The sequence below is a fragment of the Bradyrhizobium sp. SZCCHNR2028 genome (assembly GCF_032380995.1).
Lineage (GTDB): Bacteria > Pseudomonadota > Alphaproteobacteria > Rhizobiales > Xanthobacteraceae > Bradyrhizobium.
In genome coordinates, this window is sequence record NZ_JAUHJF010000001.1 from 15,094 (window position 1) to 37,715 (window position 22,622).

Annotated in this window: 18 protein-coding genes and 2 tRNA genes; 12 read left to right on the forward strand and 8 right to left on the reverse strand. The window is 65.4% G+C overall.

The window, feature by feature from the left end:
• Positions 1-107 precede the first annotated feature (107 nt).
• Complete coding sequence (locus tag QX121_RS00100) at positions 108-1,277, forward strand: M20 aminoacylase family protein (RefSeq protein ID WP_315775083.1); 1,170 nt, start codon at positions 108-110, stop codon at positions 1,275-1,277.
• 18 nt (positions 1,278-1,295) lie between these two features.
• Here the strand turns inward: QX121_RS00100 and QX121_RS00105 are convergent, their stop codons facing one another.
• Positions 1,296-2,444: an AI-2E family transporter gene (locus QX121_RS00105; RefSeq protein ID WP_315711522.1), complete on the reverse strand. Its 1,149-nt coding sequence runs from the start codon at positions 2,442-2,444 to the stop codon at positions 1,296-1,298.
• Positions 2,445-2,678: 234 nt separating this feature from the next.
• Here QX121_RS00105 and QX121_RS00110 point away from each other — a divergent pair, with 234 nt between their 5' ends.
• Both QX121_RS00110 and QX121_RS00115 read left to right on the forward strand, forming a co-directional pair.
• Positions 2,679-3,449, forward strand: a complete 771-nt coding sequence (locus QX121_RS00110; protein ID WP_315810854.1) for a gamma-glutamyl-gamma-aminobutyrate hydrolase family protein — start codon at positions 2,679-2,681, stop codon at positions 3,447-3,449.
• A gap of 124 nt (positions 3,450-3,573) precedes the next feature.
• Positions 3,574-4,134, forward strand: a complete 561-nt coding sequence (locus tag QX121_RS00115) for a hypothetical protein (RefSeq protein ID WP_315810855.1) — start codon at positions 3,574-3,576, stop codon at positions 4,132-4,134.
• Between the two features lie 299 nt (positions 4,135-4,433).
• On the opposite strand, the gene QX121_RS00120 is transcribed toward QX121_RS00115, so the two are convergent.
• From QX121_RS00120 to QX121_RS00130, 3 genes are all read right to left on the reverse strand, one after another.
• The gene (locus tag QX121_RS00120) at positions 4,434-4,826 is read right to left on the reverse strand and encodes a hypothetical protein (protein ID WP_315738287.1); all 393 of its coding nucleotides are present in this window, start codon (positions 4,824-4,826) and stop codon (positions 4,434-4,436) included.
• Between the two features lie 219 nt (positions 4,827-5,045).
• Complete coding sequence (gene glnA, locus QX121_RS00125; protein WP_015666498.1) at positions 5,046-6,455, reverse strand: type I glutamate--ammonia ligase; 1,410 nt, start codon at positions 6,453-6,455, stop codon at positions 5,046-5,048.
• Between the two features lie 222 nt (positions 6,456-6,677).
• Entirely contained in the window at positions 6,678-7,016 is a 339-nt protein-coding gene (locus tag QX121_RS00130; RefSeq protein WP_009027873.1) for a P-II family nitrogen regulator, read from the reverse strand.
• Between the two features lie 541 nt (positions 7,017-7,557).
• Here QX121_RS00130 and QX121_RS00135 point away from each other — a divergent pair.
• Entirely contained in the window at positions 7,558-9,057 is a 1,500-nt protein-coding gene (locus QX121_RS00135) for an NAD(P)H-hydrate dehydratase (protein ID WP_315810856.1), read from the forward strand.
• A 10-nt stretch (positions 9,058-9,067) separates the two neighbouring features.
• On the opposite strand, the gene QX121_RS00140 is transcribed toward QX121_RS00135, so the two are convergent.
• Positions 9,068-10,060, reverse strand: a complete 993-nt coding sequence (locus QX121_RS00140; RefSeq protein ID WP_315810857.1) for a zinc-dependent alcohol dehydrogenase family protein — start codon at positions 10,058-10,060, stop codon at positions 9,068-9,070.
• Positions 10,061-10,164: 104 nt separating this feature from the next.
• On the opposite strand from QX121_RS00140, the gene QX121_RS00145 reads away from it, so the two are divergent.
• Positions 10,165-11,025 (forward strand): LysR family transcriptional regulator, encoded by an 861-nt coding sequence (locus QX121_RS00145; protein ID WP_315738283.1) that lies wholly within the window; start codon positions 10,165-10,167, stop codon positions 11,023-11,025.
• A 14-nt stretch (positions 11,026-11,039) separates the two neighbouring features.
• On the opposite strand, the gene QX121_RS00150 is transcribed toward QX121_RS00145, so the two are convergent.
• Together QX121_RS00150 and QX121_RS00155 are read right to left on the reverse strand one after the other, a co-directional pair.
• On the reverse strand, positions 11,040-12,122 hold the full coding sequence (locus QX121_RS00150) for an enolase C-terminal domain-like protein (RefSeq protein ID WP_315810858.1): 1,083 nt from the start codon (positions 12,120-12,122) through the stop codon (positions 11,040-11,042).
• 27 nt (positions 12,123-12,149) lie between these two features.
• Positions 12,150-13,442 (reverse strand): multicopper oxidase family protein, encoded by a 1,293-nt coding sequence (locus QX121_RS00155; protein WP_315810859.1) that lies wholly within the window; start codon positions 13,440-13,442, stop codon positions 12,150-12,152.
• A gap of 186 nt (positions 13,443-13,628) precedes the next feature.
• On the opposite strand from QX121_RS00155, the gene QX121_RS00160 reads away from it, so the two are divergent.
• From QX121_RS00160 to QX121_RS00190, 7 genes are all read left to right on the forward strand, one after another.
• Positions 13,629-13,713 (forward strand) — tRNA-Leu (locus QX121_RS00160).
• A gap of 171 nt (positions 13,714-13,884) precedes the next feature.
• Entirely contained in the window at positions 13,885-15,243 is a 1,359-nt protein-coding gene (gene tig, locus QX121_RS00165; RefSeq protein ID WP_315770864.1) for a trigger factor, read from the forward strand.
• Positions 15,244-15,541: 298 nt separating this feature from the next.
• Positions 15,542-16,174, forward strand: coding sequence for an ATP-dependent Clp protease proteolytic subunit (locus QX121_RS00170; RefSeq protein WP_315738280.1), 633 nt, complete (start codon positions 15,542-15,544; stop codon positions 16,172-16,174).
• A gap of 443 nt (positions 16,175-16,617) precedes the next feature.
• Complete coding sequence (gene clpX / locus QX121_RS00175) at positions 16,618-17,892, forward strand: ATP-dependent Clp protease ATP-binding subunit ClpX (RefSeq protein ID WP_012044595.1); 1,275 nt, start codon at positions 16,618-16,620, stop codon at positions 17,890-17,892.
• Positions 17,893-18,220: 328 nt separating this feature from the next.
• The gene (gene lon, locus QX121_RS00180; RefSeq protein WP_315738279.1) at positions 18,221-20,644 is read left to right on the forward strand and encodes an endopeptidase La; all 2,424 of its coding nucleotides are present in this window, start codon (positions 18,221-18,223) and stop codon (positions 20,642-20,644) included.
• Positions 20,645-20,829: 185 nt separating this feature from the next.
• Positions 20,830-20,906: transfer RNA gene (locus tag QX121_RS00185), tRNA-Val, on the forward strand.
• A 337-nt stretch (positions 20,907-21,243) separates the two neighbouring features.
• Positions 21,244-21,729 (forward strand): cyclic nucleotide-binding domain-containing protein, encoded by a 486-nt coding sequence (locus QX121_RS00190; protein WP_315738278.1) that lies wholly within the window; start codon positions 21,244-21,246, stop codon positions 21,727-21,729.
• Here the strand turns inward: QX121_RS00190 and QX121_RS00195 are convergent.
• Positions 21,668-22,495, reverse strand: a complete 828-nt coding sequence (locus QX121_RS00195) for a metallophosphoesterase (protein WP_315775076.1) — start codon at positions 22,493-22,495, stop codon at positions 21,668-21,670. The genes QX121_RS00190 and QX121_RS00195 overlap by 62 nt on opposite strands.
• Positions 22,496-22,622 lie beyond the last annotated feature (127 nt).

The following is a 22,622-nucleotide window of genomic DNA, read 5'->3' on the forward strand; positions in this document are numbered from 1 at the left end:
CGCAGCATCGCATGAGCGAATGTGGCTTGTCTTTTGCTGCGGCTCGACATGCAATGAGATGACATGCGCGTCGCCATGGCGTGCTCCTCATTTTCTGGAACTCCGTCATGCCGATCATCAACCGCGCCGCCGAGCTGGCGGAAGACGCCAAGGTCTGGCGCCGCGATTTCCACCAGCATCCCGAGCTGCTCTACGAGGTGCATCGGACCGCCGCGCGTGTCGCCGAGCTGCTGGCCTCGTTCGGTGTCGACGAGGTCGTCAGCGGTATCGGCAGGACCGGCGTCGTCGGCGTCATCCGCGGGCGCGAGCCGTCGCAGCGTGTGATCGGCCTGCGTGCCGACATGGACGCGCTGCCGCTGCAGGAGATCAGCGACATCCCGCACAAGTCCACCATTCCGGGCCGGATGCACGCCTGCGGCCATGACGGCCACACCGCGATGCTGCTGGGCGCGGCGCGCTATCTCGCCGAGACGCGCAACTTCGCCGGCACGGCCATCGTCATCTTTCAGCCGGCCGAGGAGGGCGGGGCCGGCGGCCGCGCGATGGTCGACGACGGCCTGATGGAGCGCTTCGGCATCGAGGAGGTCTACGGCCTGCACAACGCGCCGGGCCTGCCGCTCGGGACGGTCGCGACGCGCACCGGCGCCGTGATGGCCGCCGCCGACACCTTCGAGGTGCGCCTGAAGGGCCTCGGCGGCCATGCCGCGCGGCCGAACAAATGCGTCGATCCGATCATCGCCGGCGCGCAGATCGTGACCGCGCTGCAGACGATCGTGGCGCGCAACGTCGATCCGGTCGAAAGCGCGGTGCTGTCGATCACGCGCTTTCACGCGGGGACGACCGCCGACAACATCATTCCGCAGACCGCAATCATCGGCGGCACCGTGCGCACGCTCGACGAGGACATCCGCCGCTTGATGGACGAGCGCTTCAAGGGCCTCGTGACGGCGCTCGCGAGCGGGATGGGCGTCGAGGCGGAGATCGACTATGAATGGGGCTATCCGGTCGTCATCAATCACGCGGAGCAGACCGCGTTCGCAGCCGACGTGGCGCGCAGCGTCGTCGGGCCGGAAAAGGTCATCACCGATATGCCGCCCCGGCTCGGCGGCGAGGATTTCGCCTACATGCTGCAGGCGCGGCCCGGCGCGTTCGTCTTCATGGGCATCGGCGATGGGGCCGGCGTGCATCACCCCGAGTATGATTTCAACGACGACGTGATCCCGCACGGGATCAGCTATTGGGCCAAGCTCGTCGAGACCGCGATGCCGGCCGGCTGAACCGCCACAACCGATCTCTCAGATCGCGGCCGCGGCGTCCTCGGTGCGGCGGTCGCTCTTGAAATAGTCGATCATGACCTTGGCGATCGCCATCAGCGGCAGCGCCAGGGTCAGGCCCCAGACGCCGAACACGATGCCGAGCAGGATCTGGAACGCAAACAGCGTGGCCGGCGGGATGTCCAGCGCCTGGCGCTGGATCAGCGGCGTCAGCACGTAGCTCTCCATCGCGTGCACGCCGAGGAACAGCACGAAGGCGGAGACCGCCGCGACCCAGCCGGAGGCGAGGCTCGCCAGCACCACGATGACGCCGGCGATGATCGCGCCGACGGTCGGAATGAAGGCCAACAGGCCGGCCTGGATGCCCAGGATGAACGAGCTCTGCACGCCGATGATGGCGAGGCCGATCCAGGTGACGAGGAAGACCGCGAACATCGTCGTGATCTGGGCGATCAGCCAGCGCTCCAGCGTATAGCTGATGCGGTCCACGATCACGGTGGCCTGGTCGCGGTACTTCGCCGGCGCCAGGAAAAGCAATCCGCTGCGGTAGACGGCCGGCTGGGCCGCGAAGGCGAGTCCCAGGAACAGGACGATGAAGAAGTTGCCGACGGCGCTGACGGTGCCCAGCAGCAGCTTGAAGGTCTGGCTGACGATGGCGCCGCCGGAGGAGGCCAGCGCGCTCGGCGAGGGCAGGCCGCCCGGCAGGCCATGGGACGGCGTCTGGGTCGGTGTGGTCGAGCCGCCATCAGGCGCGGCAGTGGCCGTGCTCGCGGCGTTGAAGTCGAAGAAGCTGGTGTCGATGCCGTTGCGGTCGAGGAAGCCCTTGATGTTGCCGAGCTGCGACTTGATCGTATCGCTCAGCACCTTGGCCTGGTCCGCGATGGTGGTGCCGCCGAGGAAGACGATGCCGACGAGCACGGCCGCGAGGGCCAAGCAGACGATGACGAGCCGCGCCGGATGCGGCCAGGGCAGGACGCGGCCGAGCAGGCTGGTCATCGCGTTGAGCGCGACGCCGAGCAGCATGCCCGCGAACAACAGGAAGATCGCAGCCGCGTAATACCAGGTGAAGGCCATGCCGGCCATGAACAGGGTTACCCCGATGCCGCCCACGGCAATGGCCCAGGCCAGGTCGCTGCGGGCCTGGAGGCGCGGGTCGGCGGGGGCGGTCATGAGGCGTCCTCTGTGCTGATCGGCCCCCACACATTGGCGAAAACGGCTGGCGGATCAAGCGCAGGCTTGAGGAAGCGGGGCGCTGCAGGACGCTTGCGGGGGTGTCCGGAATTGGCATTGGGGACCCGCGTGGCCATATGTTGATCCTGCCGTGCGACGCAGGCATGATTTGTGCCTGCCGGACTGGCGGATGCGGCAGCCGAAGGCCGGACAAAAGGGAGAGAAACGAAAGCAATGAAACGTCCGGTGGTCGGCGTGATCGGCAACAGCCATCGCGTCGAGAATAGGTTCACCGTGCAGATGGTGGGCGAGCGCAACCTGAGCGCCGTGGCCGAGGTCGCGGGCGCGCTGCCGCTGATGTTTGCCGGCGTTCCCGAGATCACCGACATCGCCGCGCTGCTCGATGTCGTCGATGGCGTGGTGCTGACCGGCGCCCGCGCCAACGTGCATCCGACCCGTTTCAACACCGAGCCGAGCCTCAAGCACGAGCCCTACGACATCCACCGCGACGAGGTCGCGCTGCAGCTGTCGGAGGCCTGCGTCTCCAGAGGCATTCCGCTGTTCGGCATCTGCCGCGGCCTCCAGGAGATGAACGTCGCCTTCGGCGGCTCGCTGCATCCGGAGATCCGCGAGATTCCCGGCCGCATGAATCATCGCATGCCCCGGCTGGAGAACGGCGAGATCCATCCCGATCCGACCGTCATCTTCGCCGATCGCCACGAGGTCAAGCTGACGCCGGGCGGCGCCTTCGCCGGCATCCTCGGCTGCGACATTATCAAGGTCAATTCGCTGCATGGTCAGGGCATCCTGGAGCCCGGCGACCGCGTCGTGATCGAGGGCATCGCCGAGGACGGCACCATCGAGGCCATTCGCATCGCCGACGCGCCGAGCTTTGCGCTGGGCGTGCAATGGCACGCCGAATATGACCCGCAGAAGAACCCGATCAACCGCAAACTGTTCGAGGCTTTCGGGGAGGCGGTGAGGAAGCGGCAACTGTCCTCCTGACCAGGGAGCTGAACCTGGGTCGGGCAGGGCCAGACCAAGCTGTTGGGTCACCTCGCGATGTCTCCTGATGAAGGGTCCTGGATGCGCCACGTCCTGATCACGACTGCTGGTCGGCACTCCTGTTTTGGCTCAGACCGCGCCGCCCATCGAGGGGCCAATCACCTGCACGCTGCCGGTGGCGGCGACCGACACCGCGAAGAGCATTCAGCAGCGCTATGGCGGCGAGGCGGTGGTGCAGGACCTGCCCGGCGCCGAGGGCGAGACATATAGGGGCCTCGTGCTGTTTCCGCGGGCGATGGACCGGCGCATCGAGGTCGGCTTCATCCAGGACAAGACCGCGACGGTGTCCGGGCTCAGCTTGCGCGATGTGGCCAAGACGAGCCGCTGGAGCGTGGCCGGCGTCACCATCGGTGCGAGCCTCGCAGCGGTCCAGAAGGCCAACGGCAAGCCGTTCGTGATCTTAGGATTCGACTGGGACTATGGCGGCTACGTCACCGACTTCAAGAATGGTGCATTGGGCCGCAAGCTGCCGGGCGGCTGCTCTGTGACGCTGCGTTTCAGCACCGACAAACTCGTGCCCAGGGCGCTTCTGGGTGAGGGCGTGAAGATCTCTTCCGAAAATCCGGCGCTCAAGAAGCTCGCACCCGTCGTCACCGAGATCGTCGTCAATTTCGCTGCGAAGTGATGTCTCTACGGGTGCAGGCTTGGTGAAGACGAGCATGCGTCGAACGATCATTTTGTGGATGCTGCTCGCCACGCCGGCTTCGGCGCAAACGGCAACGACGGCCGACGGGCCGATCACCTGCGCCTCGCCGGTGTTTGTCGAGGACTCCGCCAAGAGCCTGCTGCGCCGCGCAAGTGCGCCTCAATACGCCTCGCGTGCCTCATCTATGAGACCGGCCGCGGTTTTCGGGCGAGTCATTCTGAAGCACGCTGAAGCATAGCAGATGGCGCAGGCCAAGCGTGGCGAGAGCGCGGCTGCGATCAGGGCTTTGCGAGATGCCAGGCGTTGTTCAGGAAGCCGTCGCCTGTGATGTCGCCGGGCTTCTGATCCTTGGCGAAGGTGTAGAGCGGCTTGCCCTTGTAAGCCCACTGCCTGGAGCCGTCGTCCCGGGTGATGATGGTGTAGTTGGCGTCGGCCTTGTCGCTGGCTTCGGCTTTCAGGACCGGCCAGTTGGTCGCGCAGGGACCGTTGCAGGCTGATTTGCCGTCGACGTCCTTGTCGAACGTGTAGAGCGTCATGCCCTTGTTGTCGGTGAGGATGTCGCCCTTCGTGCTGCTGCCGCTCTTGGTTGGAGGCGCCGCGCTGGCGGACGAGATCGCCGCGAGTGAGATTGCGGCGGTCAGGAAGAGGCGCGAGATCGAAAGCTTGGTCATTCGAAATCTCCCAATGCATGTGGATCACAGGGATAGAAACTCATTCCGGCCCGATCTATTCCTTGCGCCTGTCCCTATTCGTCATTGGGCGGAATGTCGTACCGCCGTTCTGGCGCTCATGCCGGCCTTGGCATTCGCCAGCACGGCACTGCGACACCAACGAAAAGGGCGCCCCGCAAGGGGCGCCCTGGTGTCGTCATCCGCCGATCTTATCGGGCCTTAGCCCGAGTAGTACATGTCGAACTCGACCGGGTGCGGGGTCATTTCGAAGCGCTCGACCTCGGTCATCTTCAGCGCGATGTAGCTGTCGATGAAGTCGTCGTCGAACACGCCGCCGGCCTTCAGGAAGGCGCGGTCCTTGTCGAGGTTCTCGAGCGCCTCGCGGAGCGAGCCGCAGACGGTCGGGATCTGCTTCAGCTCTTCCTTCGGCAGGTCGTAGAGGTCCTTGTCCATCGCCGGGCCCGGATCGAGCTTGTTCTTCACGCCGTCGAGGCCGGCCATCAGCATCGCGGCGAAGCCGAGATAGGGGTTGGCGAGCGGATCGGGGAAGCGGACCTCGACGCGCTTGGCCTTCGGCGACGAGGTGTAGGGGATGCGGCACGAAGCCGAGCGGTTGCGCGCGGAGTAGGCGAGCAGCACCGGCGCCTCATAGCCCGGGACCAGACGCTTGTAGGAGTTGGTCGACGGGTTGGTGAAGGCGTTGATGGCCTTGGCGTGCTTGATGATGCCGGCGATGTAGGACAGGCAGGTCTCCGACAGGTCGGAATACTTGTTGCCCGCGAACACCGGCTTGCCGTCCTTCCAGATCGACTGGTGGACGTGCATGCCCGAACCGTTGTCGCCATAGACCGGCTTCGGCATGAAGGTGGCGGTCTTGCCGTAGATGTGCGCGACCTGGTGGATGCAGTACTTGTAGATCTGCATCTGGTCGGCCATCAGCGTCAGCGTGTCGAACTTCATGCCGAGCTCGTGCTGGGCCGAGGCGACCTCGTGATGGTGCTTCTCGACCTTGACGCCCATGCGGGCCATGGCGCCGAGCATCTCCGAGCGCATGTCCTGCACCGAGTCCTGCGGCGGCACCGGGAAGTAGCCGGCCTTGGTGCGGATGCGGTGGCCGAGATTGCCGCCCTCATACTCGGTGTCGGAATTGGTCGGCAGCTCCGAGGAGTCGAGGCGGAAGCCGGTGTTGTAGGGCGAGGAGCTGTAGCGCACGTCGTCGAACACGAAGAACTCGGCTTCGGGGCCGACGAACACGCTGTCGCCCACGCCCATCGACTTCACCATCGCCTCGGCCTTCTTGGCGATGCCGCGGGGATCGCGGTTGTACGGCTCGCCGGTGGTCGGCTCGAGCACGTCGCAGGTGATGATCATGGTCGTTTCGGCGAAGAACGGATCGATCGTCGCGGTGACCGGGTCGGGCATCAGGCACATGTCGGATTCATTGATCGCCTTCCAGCCGGCGATCGAGGAGCCGTCGAACATCGTGCCTTCGGCAAAAATGTCTTCGTCGATCATGCTGACGTCGAAGGTGACGTGCTGCCACTTGCCCCGCGGGTCGGTGAAGCGGAGGTCGACGTATTTGACGTCGTTGTCTTTGATTGCTTTCAAGACGTCCTTGGCGGTCTTCATGAATACCCCTCTTGGCTTATAACGTCACGGCCCGGCGCGGGACGGCGTCCGCGGGTCATGCTCCATAGCCTCGTGCGGGGGCCAAGACAACATCGGAAACGGCAAAACGGCCGCGTGCAAGCGCCTCGCAGAGGACACTTGAGCTGCCGTAGGGGCTGCTGGCGCAGCAAACGTTCCGTGCGGGGCCTGGAGCGGACGGTCCGTTCCAGGCCTGCGGTCGGGCTAGATCGCGTCCAGCCCGGATTCTCCGGTTCGGATGCGGATGGCTTCCTCGATGTTGGACACGAAGATCTTGCCGTCGCCGATGCGGCCGGTCTGGGCGGCGCGGCGGATCGCCTCGATCGCGCGCTCGACCAGGTCGTCGCCGATCACGATCTCGATCTTCACTTTGGGCAGGAAATCGACGATGTATTCGGCGCCCCGGTAGAGCTCGGCATGGCCTTTTTGCCGGCCGAAACCCTTCGCTTCGGTGACGGTGATGCCCTGAAGTCCCACTTCCTGAAGCGCCTCCTTCACCTCGTCGAGCTTGAACGGCTTGATGATGGCTTCGATCTTCTTCACTGAGCGCCTCCCGGGCATTCCGCTATAAACAACAGGTGGGTCATCGTCAGGCTGCGCGCACGCGCAGGTCGTTCGATCATTTCGTTACCGGGCCCGACACTCTCCGGCGGAGGCCCGGTGATTGACTGCCCGACTTGCCCCGTGCCGAAGTGGCTCCACAAAAGCAGGGTCTATGCCAAGTCGTTAACGGGCCCAAATCGAGCCGATAATCAGGCATTTCACGAGCACCCGACGATTCCCTCAAGGAACGTCTAGAATACCGGAGCCTTGAGATTAGGCAAACAGATCAAACGTTGTGCAGGTCTTGACGGCGGAGCCGGGCGCTGTCCGAAATGCCCAGGGAAAAGGCGACGTGCCGGGTTTCGTCGCGCCTTGCCAGATGTGCAGCGCCCTTGGAAGTTGCGGGCCGGCGCGGCAATAGGAAGCGCGGGATTCGCGGCACCGGCTCCGAGGAACGGGGCGCCGACGTCCCCTGCGGCGAGGCTATGGGGACGACATCAGGCCGCCGGCGCAAGACGGCGGCTGGAGACGAGAGCGGTTTATGGAAATCTTGACCACGAGCGAAATGGAGCGCGCCGACCGGCTGACGATCGCGGCCGGCACGCCGGGCTTTTCGCTGATGCTGAGTGCCGGACAGGCGGTGGCCGAGGCGGCCATGGACCTGGTCGAGACCGGGCCGATCGTGGTCGTGTGCGGGCCGGGCAACAATGGCGGCGACGGCTTCGTTGCCGCGGCCGAGCTCGCCGCGCAGGGCAGGGACGTGTCGGTCATCCTGATGTGCGAGCGCGACGCGCTGCATGGCGATGCGGCCTCCGCCGCCAAGGGCTGGAAGTTTCCGGTGCTGCCGTTCACGCCGCAGGCGATCGGCAAGCCGGCGCTGATCATCGACGCGCTATTCGGCGCCGGTCTTAGCCGGCCCGTCACCGGCGAGCCCCATGACGTCATCGCAGCGATCAACGGCAATGGCGCGCCGGTGCTCGCCGTCGACCTGCCGAGCGGCATCAACGGCACCACGGCTGCGGTGATGGGCATTGGGGTCCGCGCCACCGAGACGGTGACCTTCTTCCGCAAGAAGCCAGCGCACCTGCTGCTGCCGGGCCGCCAGCATTGCGGGCGCGTCCGGCTCGCCGACATCGGCATCGATCCTCAGGTGCTCGCCGAGATCAGGCCGCAGGCCTTCGAGAACGAACCCGAGCTCTGGCAGGGCCGCTTTCCCGTGCCTGTTATCGACGGCCACAAATACGCGCGTGGCCATGTGCTCGCGATGTCCGGCGACGTCGCCGCGACAGGCGCGGCGCGGATGGCCGCGCGCGCCGCGTTGCGGGCCGGCGCCGGTCTGGTCACGCTGGCCTCGCCGCGCGATGCGCTCGCGGTCAATGCGGCAGCGCTGACGGCGGTGATGGTGCGCGCCGCCGACACCGCGATCGAGTTCGGCGAGCTGCTCGGCGACAAGCGTTACAACACCTGCATCATCGGGCCCGGAACGGGCGTCAATGAGCGCACGCGCGACCTCGTCTTCACCGCGCTGTCGGCGCAGCGTCATCTCGTGCTCGATGCAGACGCGTTGACGAGCTTCGCCGATGCGCCGGAGCGGCTGTTCGAGCAGATCAGGGCGATGGCCGAGGCGCAGATCGTGCTGACGCCGCACGAGGGCGAATTCCCGCGCCTGTTCTCGGATCTCAGCAACAAGCATCCCGGCCGCTCCAAGCTGGAGCGCGTCCGCGCGGCTGCCGCGCGCTGTGGCGCCGTGGTGCTGCTGAAGGGCGCCGACACGACGGTGGCCGCGCCCGACGGCCGCGCCGCCATCGCCGCCAATGCGCCGCCCTGGCTCGCCACCGCCGGTGCCGGCGACGTGCTCGCCGGCATCATCGCGGGGCTATTGGGGCAAGGCGTGCCGGCGTTCGAAGCCGCCACCATCGGCGTCTGGATGCATGGCGAGGCCGGCAACGAGGCCGGCCCCGGCCTGATCGCGGAGGATCTCACCGAGACCCTGCCGGCCGTGTTCAGGCGCCTCTTCGATCGGTTCGGCGTCGACTACTGATGCCGCGCCGTCACTCGAGCTCGACGACGATCTTGCCGGTCGCGCCGCCCGCGAGCGCGGCATAGGCGGCGTCGACCTCGGAGCGTGAGAAGCGGCGCTCGTCCATGCGTGGTGCGAGGTGACCCGCGTCCGCGAGCTTGGCGGCCTGGGCGAGGATGAAGCCGTGATGCTCGCGGCCTTCACCGGTCAACAGCGGCAACAGCGTGAACACGCCCGAATAGCTGGCGGCCTTGAATGACAGGGGCGCCAGCGCATGACTGCCCCAGCCGAGGGCGCTCACGACATGGCCGAAGCGGGCGACCGCATGGAACGAGGCGTCGAGCGCCGCACCGCCAGCGGTGTCATAGACGACGTCGAAGCCGCGTCCGGCCGCATACTCTCGGACATACTGATCGACGCTCGTCGTGTGACGGTCGATCGGGGTGACGCCGAGCGCGCTGAGTTCCGCGCGCCGTTCGGCCGAGGCGACCACGAACACCTCGGCGCCGCGCGCCCGTGCAAGCTGTGCCGCGACACGTCCCACGCCGCCGCCACCCTGGACCAGAACCGTCTGGCCGCGGCTTATGGCGGCGCGGTCGACCAGTCCTTCCCAGGCCGTGATGGTGATCAGGGGCAGGGCGGCGGCCTCGCGCATGCCGAGCCGCGTCGGCTTGTGCGCAATCAGCCGGGCATCGACGGCGGCGAATTCGGCGAGCGATCCCTGGATGCCGCCGACACCGCCGGTCATGCCGTAGACCTCGTCGCCGGCCTTGAAGCCGGTGACGCCGGAGCCGACCCGCTCCACCGTTCCCGCGAGATCGATGCCGAGCACGGCGGGCAGAGGATGCCTCGCATGCGCAGCTTTGCCTGCGCGAATCTTCAAGTCGAGCGGATTGAGACCGCTGGCCGCGACGCGGACCAGCACCTCGCCCGGGCCGGGACTGGGGCGCGGCACCTCAGCGATCCGAAACGGCCCGTCCACCTCGTCCAAGACCACGGCGCGCATCGATTGATTGAAGGCCATCACAACACCTCGTTGCTGTTGGGTCTTGTGTGGTGATGTCGAAAGTGTTTGGAAATGGCCTTATTTGATATTGTCTCATTCAAAAATGAATGGGTGGTGCCGAGATGGATTGGAGCGATCTGCAGGTCTTCCTGGCAGTTGCGCGCGAGGGCACCCTGGGCGCCGCCGGCCGGCGGATCGGGCAGAGCCAGCCGACGGTTGGCCGTCGGTTGCGGGCGCTGGAGCGGAGTGTCGGCCAGACGCTGTTCCAGCGCACGACCACGGGTTTCGTCCTGACCGATGAAGGCGCCATGGTCCTGGCCCACGCCGAGCGGATCGAGGAGGAGACGCTTTCGATCGGGCGCAACCTCGGCGGCGGCGATCAGGGCCTCGACGGCACCCTGCGCATCGCCTGCTCGGACTGGTTCGGCCTGCACATGCTGTCGCCGGTGGTCGCGGAGTTCGCGCAATCGCATCCCCGCGTCATGGTCGAGATGTTGACGGATGCGCGGGTCTACAGCCTGGCACGGCGCGAGGCCGACATTGCCTTCCGGATCGCGTCGTTCGACGAGCCCGACGTGATCGTGCGCCGGCTCACCCACATCCGCTACGGCGTATATCTCCAGACCGGTCGGCCGCAGCCTCGTCCCGGCGATGGCGAAGGCCACGACCTGATCACGATGGACAGCGGTTTTGGCGGGATGCCCGACGCGGTCTGGCTCTCACGCGTGCTGCCGGGGGCACGCGTCGGCATCCGAAGCAACAGCCGCGACGTTCAGGCGCGCCTGTGCGCGCTCGGCCGCGGCGTCGCCGTGCTGCCACGTCCGCTCGGCGATGCCACCCCCGGCATTTCCCGCATCGACCTCGGCGAAGAGCCGCCGGGACGCGATACGTTCGTCGGCTACCACCGCGATCTCAAGCGGCTGGCGCGGCTGCGCGCCCTGCTCGATCTCGTCGTGGCGCGCTTCGCCCGCGACACAATGTGAGCGCGGGCGCGCCGTCACGTCACCTGATACTTCGCGACCGCGCTCTCGTTCCAGGCGAGGCCGAGACCCGGACCTCGCGCGGTCACCTTGCCGTCGATGACCTGCAGCGGCTCGGCGAGGATGGCGCCGGCAAAGTCCAGCACCTCGAGCCAATGCGCGGTCGGCGTCACCGCCAGCACATGCGCGCTCGCTTCTGGCAGGATGTGGCTCGACATCGGGATCGAGGCCGCATCGGCTTGCCCGGCGACGTTGAGCCAGCCGGTGATGCCGCCGACCTTCATCAAATCGGGCATGATGAAGTCGGAGGCGCCGGTGGCGATCGCCTCGGCAAAGCCGCGCGGAAACCACCAGTTCTCGCCGGCCTGGATCGGGATCTCCGAGCGCTCGCGCACCCGGGCATGGCCGGAGAGGTTTTCCTGCGGCACCGGCTCCTCGATCCAGGTCAGGTCGTAGGCAGCAAGGCGCGTGATTCTGCGCGTGGCTTCAGTGGGATCGAGCGACTGGTTGAAGTCGAGCATCAGCGCCATGTCCGGGCCGAGCAGGGCGCGCAGGCCCTTGATCATCGCTTCGTCGGTCGCGAGATCGCCATGACCGCCCTTGGTCTTGATGGCGCGGAAACCGTGCTCGTCGCGCGCGGCGCGCAAGGTGCGCTCGTCGTCCTTGGCATCGAGCACGCCATAGCTGTCATAGGCCGGAATCGGTCGCGCGGTGCCGCCGAGCAGCTCGACCACGGGCTTGCCCGCGAGCTGACCGAGCGCATCCCAGAACGCCATGTCGAGACCTGAGACGGCCATGCCGACGAGGCCCTGCCAGCCGAGCAGGCGGAATTTGGCGTCCATGATTTTCATCAGATCGAACGGGACCAGGGCTTGGCCTTTGAGCTCGCGGCCGATCTCCTCGACCAGATGCAGCAGCGGTTTCAACGCGAGCTTGGTGTAAGCGAACAGGTAGGAATGGCCGGTAACCCCCTGATCGGTTGCGACGTCGATCAGCACCAGCGGTCCGGAGTCGATGATGCCGAACGCGTTGCGCAAGGGGCGCTTCATGGGCGTGATCACGGCGCGTGCCGTGATCCCGGTGATGGCGGCAGTGGTCATGGGGACTGTTCCCTCAGGTTCGTTTCCTCACCGGATCTCATACCACCGCAGCAGGCGCGGCGCCGCCCAGTTGGTCGCCGTGCTCTCGACCAGGAATCGGCCCGATTGCTCGGCAAGGAATGCAATGCGCTGGGTCTGGCCGACCTCCAGCGCCAGCGTGTCGAGCCAATAGGGCTTCCAGCCATCGTCGAGCCGGTCGAGCAACCGGAACGGCTGGCCATGAAGGTGGACCACATGGGTGCCGGCGCTCTTGTTTGCCAATGCCAGCACGACCGCTTGGCCGGCCTTGGCCTGGAAGGTGGGGGCGCCGGCGGCGTTGAACGCGGCGGGCGGTTGCCAGCCGGCGCCGTCGAGCGTGAGCTCGGCCCGAGCGGCGGTCCTCAGGTCCAGCTTGTCCGGCAAACCGTTCGAAGGCAAAGGCGGCGCCGGCGGCAACGGGGCGGCACGGAGCGGCGGCTCGCTCGACGCCACCAGCCGCGCGAGGGGACGCGCATTGCTGCCGTCGTGCAGCAGCATGGCCAGCGTTGTCTTGGCGGCGGGCATGTCGAGGAAGACGTCGGTGCGGCCGCCGGGCGGCAGCACCACCGCGCCGTTTCGAGCCAGGAAAGGCTCGGCCGGCTGGCCGTCGATGGCCATCACGCGGACGGCGTCGAGGTCGGCGATTTTGATCGCGATCACAGCGCGTTGACAGCCATTGATGAACCTCAACCTGACCCGCGCATGGGTTCGCAGCGCGATCTCCGGCTGGATGTGCCCATTGACGGTGTAAAGGGGGTCGGCGTCTCTCGCCTCGGTTCGTGGCGCAACCGCGGTTCCGTCCGCCGCGAGCCTGAAGTCCTCGACCAGGAGAATTTCGTCGTGGTCGACAGTTACCGTCTCGGCTTCGTCGACGATGACAGGGAGCGGCCGGATCGGCACGGCGTCGGCGAGCAGCCGCAGGTCGAGCAGGCCGGTCCCGGCGTGCGACGCCAAGGCTGGAATGGTGGCCCGGCCGCCGGGGCCGATCTCCGGCTGCGCCAGCAGCGGGGCGGGCAAAGTGAGGCCGCGGCTGGACAGCGCGGCCGGGATCGAAAGGCCATTCGAAAGGTCCAGATCGAGCGCCGTGCCGCGTGCGAGCCGGATCACCGGAGCCGGTGCAGCCAACCGCCATAGCGGGCTCGGTGAACGTCCCGGGCTCAGCGCGAGAGATTCGCCGCGGGCGTCCAAGGAAACCGAGATTCGGCCAGCGGCCGGAGCCGGGCGGGCAAACGAGGCCGCGCCGGCTGCGGCGAGGCCGCCGAGCAGGGCACGGCGGCTGAGCCCCTCGGACGGTTCCGTCATGCGACAAAACATCGTGCGATGAGGGGGATGCGGATCATGTTGTTTTCCCTTATCTGTGCGTGCGACACGGTCGATCGGCCTGCCGGTGGTGCTTTCGACAGCCCATTTTTTTGCTGCGGACGGTTTCGTGCGTGGTATAAGCCGCGCCGCCCGCGGCACCGCGGCCGGGCTATCGATGCAGTTCACGCGGGCGTGGCGGAACTGGTAGACGCGCTGGATTTAGGTTCCAGTGACGAAAGTTGTGGGGGTTCGAGTCCCTCCGCCCGCACCAAGCGCTTCTCCGGCGTTTGCCCCAAGTTTTACCGGCAGACCCGCCCTCTCGGACAGAGAAGCGGGGCCGCCGATCCCACCGGCGCAAGGCCCTTGCCGCGCGTCGTCCACAATTGAGTCAGATGTGTCCGGATCGCAAGGGTTCGGACCGAAGCGGAAGAAGATTGACGCCATGCAGGTCACAGAAACCTTGTCGGAAGGCTTGAAGCACGAGTTCCAGATCAGCGTTCCGGCGGCGGATCTCGACGCCAAGGCGGATGCCAAGCTGGTCGATCTCAAGGACAAGGTCCGCATCAACGGCTTCCGCCCCGGCAAGGTGCCGGTGGCGCATCTGAAGAAGATCTATGGCAAGTCGGTCATGGCCGAGACCATCGACCAGACCATCCGCGACACCAACACGCAGATCTTCACCGAGCGCGGGTTCCGCCTCGCCACCGAGCCGAAGGTGACGATGCCGACGGAGGAGGCCGAGGTCGAGAAGATCCTCGCTGGCCAGTCCGACCTGACCTACACCGTGGCCGTCGAGGTCGTGCCGGCGATTGCGCTCGCCGACTTCAAGACCTTCTCGGTCGAGAAGCCCGTGGCCGACATCACCGACGCCGATGTCGACGAGGCGATCAAGCGCCTGGCCGATGCCAACCGCAGCTACGCCGCGAAGGCCGAGGGCGCGAAGGCCGAGAGCGGCGACCGGGTGAAGATCAACTTCAAGGGCACGATCGATGGCGTCGCCTTCGAGGGCGGCACCGGCGAGGGCATCGATGTCGTGATCGGCTCGAACACCTTCATTCCCGGCTTCGAGGACCAACTGATCGGGATCGGCGTCGGTGAGACCCGCACGCTCAAGGTGACGTTCCCGACCAACTATCTCAACAACGAGCTCGCGGGGAAGGCCGCGGAGTTCGAGACCACGGCGACCGCGGTCGAGGCTCCGGAGGACAAGGTGGTGGACGATGAGTTCGCCAAGACGCTCGGCCTCGAGTCGCTCGACAAGCTGAAGCAGCTGATGCGCGACCGCCTCGCCGGCGAGTTCAGCCAGGCGACCCGCCAGCGTGTCAAGCGCGCGCTGCTCGACCGTCTCGACGAGACCCACAAGTTCGATGCGCCGCCGTCGCTGATCGACGAGGAGTTCAACCTGATGTGGAACTCGGTCAAGGCCGAGATGGACTCCAGCGGCAAGACCTTCGCCGACGAGAACACCACCGAGGACAAGGCGAAGGACGAGTACCGCACCATCGCCGACCGCCGCGTCCGTCTCGGCCTCGTGCTGTCGGAGATCGGCGAGAAGAACAAGATCACCGTGACCGACGACGAGGTCGGCCGCGCCGTGATGGAGCGCGCGCGCTCGATGCCGGGCCGCGAGAAGGAGGTCTGGGACTTCTATCGCAACAACCCGCAGGCGCTCGCGCAGCTGCGCGCGCCGATCTACGAGGACAAGGTCGTCGACTTCATCCTCGAGCTCGCCAACGTGACCGAGAAGAAGGTCTCCAAGGACGAGCTGTTCAAGGACGACGACAGCGACAAGGCGGCCTGAACAGGTCGCCCATCGTAGGGTTCGCGACATAAGCGCGTGATTAAGGTTGACCGGCGAAAGCGCCGGTCGGCCCGGTTCAGGCGCTGGCCGCCGCCGCGGGAATCAGCTTGAACAGCGCAATGACCTCGCTCGCGGCTGGCCAGGGGACCCGGTCTTGTCACCGGCGAATTGGTCCATATCTGTGAGCTCGGTCTTGAAGTTCTGCATCACGGGACACCTGTCCGTCGCTGCTCGTTGAAATGAGCCTCACCTGCGGCGGCCGGTCGTCTCAACTGCTGGTCCAACCCTTGGGTGATTCATGCGCGATCCCGTCGAAACCTATATGAACCTTGTGCCCATGGTGGTCGAACAGACCAACCGCGGTGAGCGCGCCTACGACATCTTCTCGCGCCTCCTGAAGGAGCGCATCATCTTCGTGACCGGTCCGGTGGAGGACGGCATGGCGACCCTGATCGTCGCGCAGCTCCTGTTCCTCGAGGCCGAGAACCCGAAGAAGGAAATCGCGATGTACATCAACTCGCCCGGTGGCGTGGTGACGTCGGGCCTCGCGATCTACGACACGATGCAGTTCATCCGTCCGGCGGTGTCGACGCTGTGCACCGGCCAGGCGGCTTCGATGGGCTCGCTGCTGCTCTGTGCCGGCCACAAGGACATGCGCTTCTCGCTGCCGAACTCGCGCATCATGGTGCATCAGCCGTCCGGCGGGTTCCAGGGCCAGGCGACCGACATCATGCTGCACGCCCAGGAGATCCTGAACCTGAAGAAGCGGCTGAACGAGATCTACGTCAAGCACACCGGCCAGTCTTACAAGGCGATCGAGGACGCCCTGGAGCGCGACAAATTCCTCACGGCGGAAGCGGCCCAGGAGTTCGGCCTGATCGACAAGGTTCTCGACAAGCGGCCGGAAGATCCGGCGGCGATGGGTAAGTGATCCGTCCGTGATCGAGGCGGGGTCCGATTGACGGGCCTCGGAACGCAATAGCATCGCCTTTGCCGGCTCGGGCCGGCAAAGGTACCAAGGTGGGGTCCCAAAAGGGCCGCAACCCTGCCGTGCGGCCGGCAAATAGGCGTGGCAAACACGCAACGCTTCGCTGATTTCGCGTGTTCTTACCGTGTCAAGCCCCAAAATCACGGTAATGTCACGGTCTAGGGTCTGTGCTCCGATTAGCGAATTCTTGATAGTCGGATGACAGCATGATTGGCTAGAGTGTCCAGTTATGGATCGTGGGGGATTCGCGTAGGTCGTCGGTGCACGACGGGTGAAGAACAAGGTGTTAATTTTGGTACGAAATTTGCTCTTTCACCAGTCTGGTCCGGCCCGTGCCGGATCGGAACGAACGAGCGGACAAGAGCGAACCGCGGACGGAGACAGGAATGAGTAAGGTCGGCACGAGCGACTCGAAGAACACGCTATATTGCTCGTTCTGCGGCAAGAGCCAGCACGAAGTCCGCAAACTGATCGCAGGTCCAACCGTCTTCATCTGCGACGAGTGCGTCGAACTCTGCATGGACATCATCCGCGAGGAGAACAAGTCCTCGCTGGTGAAGTCGCGCGACGGGATTCCGACCCCGAAGGAGATCTGCAAGGTCCTGGACGATTACGTGATCGGCCAGAACCATGCGAAGAAGGTGCTGTCGGTCGCCGTCCACAACCACTACAAGCGGCTGAACCATCAGACCAAGCACTCGGACGTCGAGCTCGCGAAGTCGAACATCCTGCTTATCGGTCCGACCGGCTCGGGCAAGACGCTGCTGGCGCAGACGCTGGCGCGCATTCTCGACGTGCCGTTCACGATGGCGGATGCGACGACCTTGACCGAGGCCGGCTATGTCGGTGAGGACGTCGAGAACATCATCCTGAAGCTCTTGCAGGCGGCCGACTACAATGTCGAGCGCGCGCAGCGTGGCATTGTCTACATCGACGAGATCGACAAGATCAGTCGCAAGTCGGACAATCCCTCGATCACCCGCGACGTGTCGGGCGAGGGCGTCCAGCAGGCGCTGCTCAAGATCATGGAGGGCACGGTTGCGTCGGTTCCGCCGCAGGGCGGCCGCAAGCACCCGCAGCAGGAGTTCCTGCAGGTCGACACCACCAACATCCTCTTCATCTGCGGTGGTGCGTTCTCCGGACTGGAGAAGATCATCTCGGCGCGCGGCCGGTCGACCTCGATCGGCTTCGCCGCCCAGGTTCTGGCGCCGGAAGACCGCCGTACCGGCGAGATCTTCCGTCACGTCGAGCCTGAGGATCTCCTGAAGTACGGCCTGATCCCCGAGTTCGTCGGCCGTCTGCCGGTCGTGGCGACGCTCGAGGATCTCGACGAGAACTCGCTGAAGAAAATCCTGACCGAGCCCAAGAACGCGCTGGTGAAGCAGTATCAGCGGCTGTTCGAGATGGAGAACATCGAGCTCACCTTCGCCGACGAGGCGCTGGGCGCAGTGGCGCGCAAGGCCATCGAACGCAAGACCGGCGCGCGTGGCCTGCGGTCGATCCTCGAGAGCATCCTGCTCGAGACGATGTTCGACCTGCCGGGTCTCGAGGGCGTCGAGGAAGTGGTCATCTCGCGCGAAGTGGTCGAGGGCACGGCCCGTCCGCTCTACATCTACGCCGATCGGTCCGATCGTGCGGTGGAAAGCAGCGCCAGCGCGTGAGGCGCGCTGGCACGAGAGACAGAAGACCTCGATTTGTTAGATCGGCGATCGCTGCGGACATCATGTCCGCGGCATCGCAGCGTTTCAGCGTCCCGCCGCGTAGAGCCATTTTTGGCGGGTGTTTACCGATACTTGACACCCCCCGGGTCGATAGCCACCTAATGTCGCGTGGCGATACAAATCTCAATCCCGGGATTCGCCTCAACAAACGATCCGAAACAAGCGGGCGATATCGACGCGTCAGTGATGTCCGGATCAGATCGCACCTTGTGGCGGTTGCGCACGATGGCGGACTGCGTGCAAGGGGGCTAAACAAAAGGAACAGGCCATGACGACCCCCAAACCCCGGCCGACCATCGTCTACGGCGAGAGCCACGCGTATCCGGTTCTGCCGCTCCGCGACATCGTCGTCTTCCCGCACAACATCGTTCCGCTGTTCGTCGGCCGCGAGAAATCGATCCGCGCGCTCGAAGAGGTGATGAAGAACGACGCGCTGGTGATGCTGGCGACGCAGAAGAACGCGTCCGACGATGATCCAGCTGCGGATGCTATCTACGAGACCGGGACGCTCGCCAGCGTGCTGCAACTCCTCAAGCTGCCCGACGGCACCGTGAAGGTGCTGGTCGAGGGTCTGGAGCGAGCGCGCGTCGAGAAGTACACCGATCGTGCCGACTACTACGAAGCCACTGCCGTTGCGCTCGAGGATACCGATGCGAAGTCGGTCGAGGCCGAAGCGCTCGGGCGGTCCGTCGTGTCGGACTTCGAAAGCTACGTGAAGCTGAATAAGAAGATCTCCGCCGAAGTCGTCGGCGTCGTTCAGTCGATCACCGATTTCGGCAAGCTGGCCGACACCGTCGCCTCGCATCTCGCCGTCAAGATCGCCGATCGCCAGGGCATCCTGGAGACGCTGTCCGTCACCACGCGCCTGGAGAAGGTGCTGGGCCTGATGGAGAGCGAGATCTCGGTGCTGCAGGTCGAGAAGCGCATCCGCTCGCGCGTCAAGCGCCAGATGGAGAAGACCCAGCGCGAGTACTACCTGAATGAGCAGATGAAGGCCATTCAGAAGGAGCTGGGTGACGAGGACGGCCGCGACGAGCTCGCCGATCTGGAAGAGCGCATCAACAAGACCAAGCTCTCCAAGGAAGCGCGAGAGAAGGCGCAGCACGAGCTGAAGAAGCTGCGCCAGATGTCGCCGATGTCTGCGGAAGCGACCGTCGTGCGCAACTATCTGGATTGGCTGCTGTCGATCCCGTGGAACAAGAAGTCCAAGGTGAAGAAGGATCTGGAGGCCGCGCAGGCGGTTCTGGATGCGGATCACTATGGGCTGGAGAAGGTCAAGGATCGCATCGTCGAGTACCTGGCGGTGCAGTCGCGCGCCAACAAGCTGACCGGCCCGATCCTGTGCCTGGTCGGACCTCCCGGCGTCGGCAAGACCTCGCTCGGCAAGTCGATCGCGAAGGCCACCGGCCGCGAGTTCGTTCGCGTGTCTCTGGGCGGCGTGCGCGACGAGGCGGAGATCCGCGGTCATCGCCGGACCTATATCGGTTCGATGCCCGGCAAGATCATCCAGTCGATGCGCAAGGCCAAGACCTCGAACCCGCTCTTCCTGTTGGACGAGATCGACAAGATGGGCTCGGACTTCCGGGGTGACCCGTCGTCGGCGCTGCTGGAGGTTCTGGACCCCGAGCAGAACACGACGTTCAACGACCACTATCTGGAGGTCGACTACGACCTGTCGAACGTGATGTTCATCACGACCGCGAATACGCTGAATATTCCCGGCCCGCTGATGGACCGCATGGAGATCATCCGCATCGCGGGCTACACCGAGACCGAAAAGCTCGAGATCGCCCGCAAGCATCTGATCCCGTCCGCGCTGTCGAAGCACGGCCTGGATTCGAAGGAGTGGTCGATCGACGATGACGCGCTGCTGCTCGTGATCCGGCGCTACACCCGCGAGGCGGGCGTGCGTAACCTGGAGCGTGAGATTTCCACACTGGCCCGCAAGGCCGTGAAGGAGCTCATGATGTCCAAGAAGAAGTCGGTGAAGGTCACCGAGAAGGCCGTCGAGGAATTCTTGGGTGTGCCGAAGTATCGCTTCGGTGAGATTGAGAGCGACGATCAGGTCGGGATCGTCACGGGTCTGGCATGGACCGATGTCGGCGGTGAGCTGCTCACCATTGAAGGCGTCATGATGCCCGGCAAGGGCAAGATGACGGTGACGGGCAATCTGCGCGACGTCATGAAGGAGTCGATCTCGGCGGCGGCGTCCTACGTCCGCTCGCGGGCGATCGTCTATGGCATCGAGCCGCCGATGTTCGACCGCCGCGACATCCACGTCCACGTTCCGGAGGGGGCGACCCCGAAGGATGGTCCGTCGGCGGGCGTCGCGATGGCAACCGCAATCATCTCGGTCATGACGGGCATTCCGATCCGTCACGACGTGGCGATGACCGGCGAGATCACCTTGCGTGGTCGCGTGCTGCCGATCGGCGGTCTGAAGGAGAAGCTGCTGGCTGCGGCCCGCGGCGGCATCAAGACGGTGCTGATCCCCGAGGACAACGCCAAGGATCTCACGGAGATCTCCGATGCGATCAAGGGCGGCATGGACATCATCCCGGTGTCCCGTCTCGACGACGTCGTCGCCCGGGCCCTGGTCCGCAAGCCGGTGCCGATCGTCTGGGAAGAGGACACCAAGGTGCCGGTGAAGGCCGACGGCGACGAAGCCGCCGGCGGCCTGACCGCCCACTGAGGTCCGAACTGATGCAAGGAAACGGCGCCCGTAAGGGCGCCGTTTTCGTTTGGGAGATCGAACCACCGACCCTTCGAGCGTGCGTGGTCTGCCCCCACCGTTCTCGCTGCGGCGGTTTCTCGCTGCCGCCGCGTGGTTCCGGCGTTGATTGAGGATCGGGCAGGGGGTAAAGAAGCGCGACGTGAGGGCGGCTAGCTCAGCTGGTTAGAGCATCTCGTTTACACCGAGAGGGTCGGGAGTTCGAATCTCTCGCCGCCTACCATTAGCATCCGCTGGGACGCACCCTCGCAATGGTGACGCTGCTATTGTCGTGCGTGTCGATTTTCCAAGCTGATGGCGATGCTCTCCAGAAGCGCGTTTGTGCGTCGGGTTTCATCGATCTGCTGCTCTCGTAGAGCTGAGCCACCTTGCCATCGAGCCTCGGCGGCTGAGCCCAACCCACGTCCCGATCACGATGATGGCGCCGCCGAGTGCTCAATTCGGACAGGGGTTTAAAATCCTTTGCGACAGCTGGTGCGAAGCGCCCGGACGATTTCGCGTGGCGATGAACCGTTCTTCGGCTAGCTTGGCGCGCGGAGTGAAACATCGCGGGCGAACCGATGACCGACTTCCTGCGCCACTGCACCGGCGGACATGAGCGCGCCATTCCGGCGGCCACCATGCTGCTCGAGGAGGGGCATAGCACCGGGCATCTCTACATCCTGCTCGAGGGGCGGCTGGAGGTGATCAAGGCCGGTGCCACGGTGGCGGTCGTGTCGGAGCCGGGCGCGCTGTTCGGTGAAATGTCGCTGCTGCTTGAGCAGCCTCACACGGCGACCGTGCGCGCCGCCGCGGATTGCCTGATCTACGAAATTCCCGACGCTCGGCGCTTCCTGGCTGAAAATCCCGAGGCGACGCTCGCGATTGCGCGCATGCTGGCGCAGCGCCTGAACGTCGCCAACAGCTATCTCGCCGACCTCAAGCGGCAATATGCCGGCCATGGCACGCATCTGGCGATGGTCGGCGACGTGCTGCAGAGCATGATCAACCTGCCGCCGCAGCAGGTTTCGCCAGGAACGGATCTGGAATCCGATCCACGACTCTGAGCCAGTCCGGCGCCGCCGTCACGGGCTGGGCCGGGCGTTGCAGCGGACCGGCGAGATCGACCCATTCGGCTTGCCCCGCCGCCAGCCAGAAGGCGCGCCCTTCATCGGTGTCGAGCACCATGTAGGCCGGCGGTCGCCCGGGCTGCCGTCCGGTGTTGAAGACCCAAGTCTCACCGACGCGATCGAACCAGGAGCCGTCCTTGATGAACGGCGACTGGTGCACGTGGCCGGAGATCACCATTGCCGGGCGGTGCCGCGCGATGAAGCCTTCGAGCTCGGTGTCGCCGAAGAAGCGTTTGCCGCCCCAGCTCACCGGCGAGTTGGCCGGCGGCGCATGATGCACCCAGATCCAGCGGGCTGCGTCGCGCGTCGCGGCGGCATCGAGCTGGCGTCCGATCGCGGCCTTGACCAGCGGACCGTCCCACCACGGGCAAAGCGAGAACAGCGTATCGCCGATCAGGACGTCATCGCCGTCGGCCGCGATGCCGAGCTCGCGGACCGTCCCGATCCAGGCCGCGATCTTCTCGCCATCCGGGCTGCGCTCCTCCAGGTCATGATTGCCCGAGCAGATCATGACCCGCGTCTTGGCCGCCAGGAGCACGAGATATGTCTTCACGACCACGATCTGGGCGCGAATGTCGACGATCGAGGCGAGATCGAGCGCATCGCCGGCGAACACCACCGCATCAAAATGATCGGCAGCCGCCACCAGCCAGTCGAACTGCGGCAGCGAGTAATGAAGATCGGCAACGATAAGAGTGCGCATGTGGCTCCTGACGCGCCTGATCGAAGCAAGAGCGAGACCAGAACCAGCGAGACCAGAGGCTGTCCCGCTATTGCATTGCGCTGCTGCGCTCGCCAGCAGGTCCGCGCGCATCTATCGATCCCTCGCC

Excerpts from the sequence above, each read along its gene's own strand:
- clpX (WP_012044595.1), top strand. The coding sequence starts at position 16,618 with ATGAGTAAGGTCGGCACGAGCGACTCGAAGAACACGCTATATTGCTCG.
- lon (WP_315738279.1), top strand. The coding sequence starts at position 18,221 with ATGACGACCCCCAAACCCCGGCCGACCATCGTCTACGGCGAGAGCCAC.
- QX121_RS00105 (WP_315711522.1), bottom strand. The coding sequence starts at position 2,444 with ATGACCGCCCCCGCCGACCCGCGCCTCCAGGCCCGCAGCGACCTGGCC.
- glnA (WP_015666498.1), bottom strand. The coding sequence starts at position 6,455 with ATGAAGACCGCCAAGGACGTCTTGAAAGCAATCAAAGACAACGACGTC.
- QX121_RS00190 (WP_315738278.1), top strand. The coding sequence starts at position 21,244 with ATGACCGACTTCCTGCGCCACTGCACCGGCGGACATGAGCGCGCCATT.
- QX121_RS00150 (WP_315810858.1), bottom strand. The coding sequence starts at position 12,122 with ATGACCACTGCCGCCATCACCGGGATCACGGCACGCGCCGTGATCACG.
- QX121_RS00135 (WP_315810856.1), top strand. The coding sequence starts at position 7,558 with ATGGAAATCTTGACCACGAGCGAAATGGAGCGCGCCGACCGGCTGACG.
- QX121_RS00195 (WP_315775076.1), bottom strand. The coding sequence starts at position 22,495 with ATGCGCACTCTTATCGTTGCCGATCTTCATTACTCGCTGCCGCAGTTC.
- QX121_RS00140 (WP_315810857.1), bottom strand. The coding sequence starts at position 10,060 with ATGGCCTTCAATCAATCGATGCGCGCCGTGGTCTTGGACGAGGTGGAC.
- QX121_RS00170 (WP_315738280.1), top strand. The coding sequence starts at position 15,542 with ATGCGCGATCCCGTCGAAACCTATATGAACCTTGTGCCCATGGTGGTC.
- QX121_RS00155 (WP_315810859.1), bottom strand. The coding sequence starts at position 13,442 with ATGACGGAACCGTCCGAGGGGCTCAGCCGCCGTGCCCTGCTCGGCGGC.
- QX121_RS00110 (WP_315810854.1), top strand. The coding sequence starts at position 2,679 with ATGAAACGTCCGGTGGTCGGCGTGATCGGCAACAGCCATCGCGTCGAG.
- QX121_RS00120 (WP_315738287.1), bottom strand. The coding sequence starts at position 4,826 with ATGACCAAGCTTTCGATCTCGCGCCTCTTCCTGACCGCCGCAATCTCA.
- tig (WP_315770864.1), top strand. The coding sequence starts at position 13,885 with ATGCAGGTCACAGAAACCTTGTCGGAAGGCTTGAAGCACGAGTTCCAG.
- QX121_RS00145 (WP_315738283.1), top strand. The coding sequence starts at position 10,165 with ATGGATTGGAGCGATCTGCAGGTCTTCCTGGCAGTTGCGCGCGAGGGC.
- QX121_RS00100 (WP_315775083.1), top strand. The coding sequence starts at position 108 with ATGCCGATCATCAACCGCGCCGCCGAGCTGGCGGAAGACGCCAAGGTC.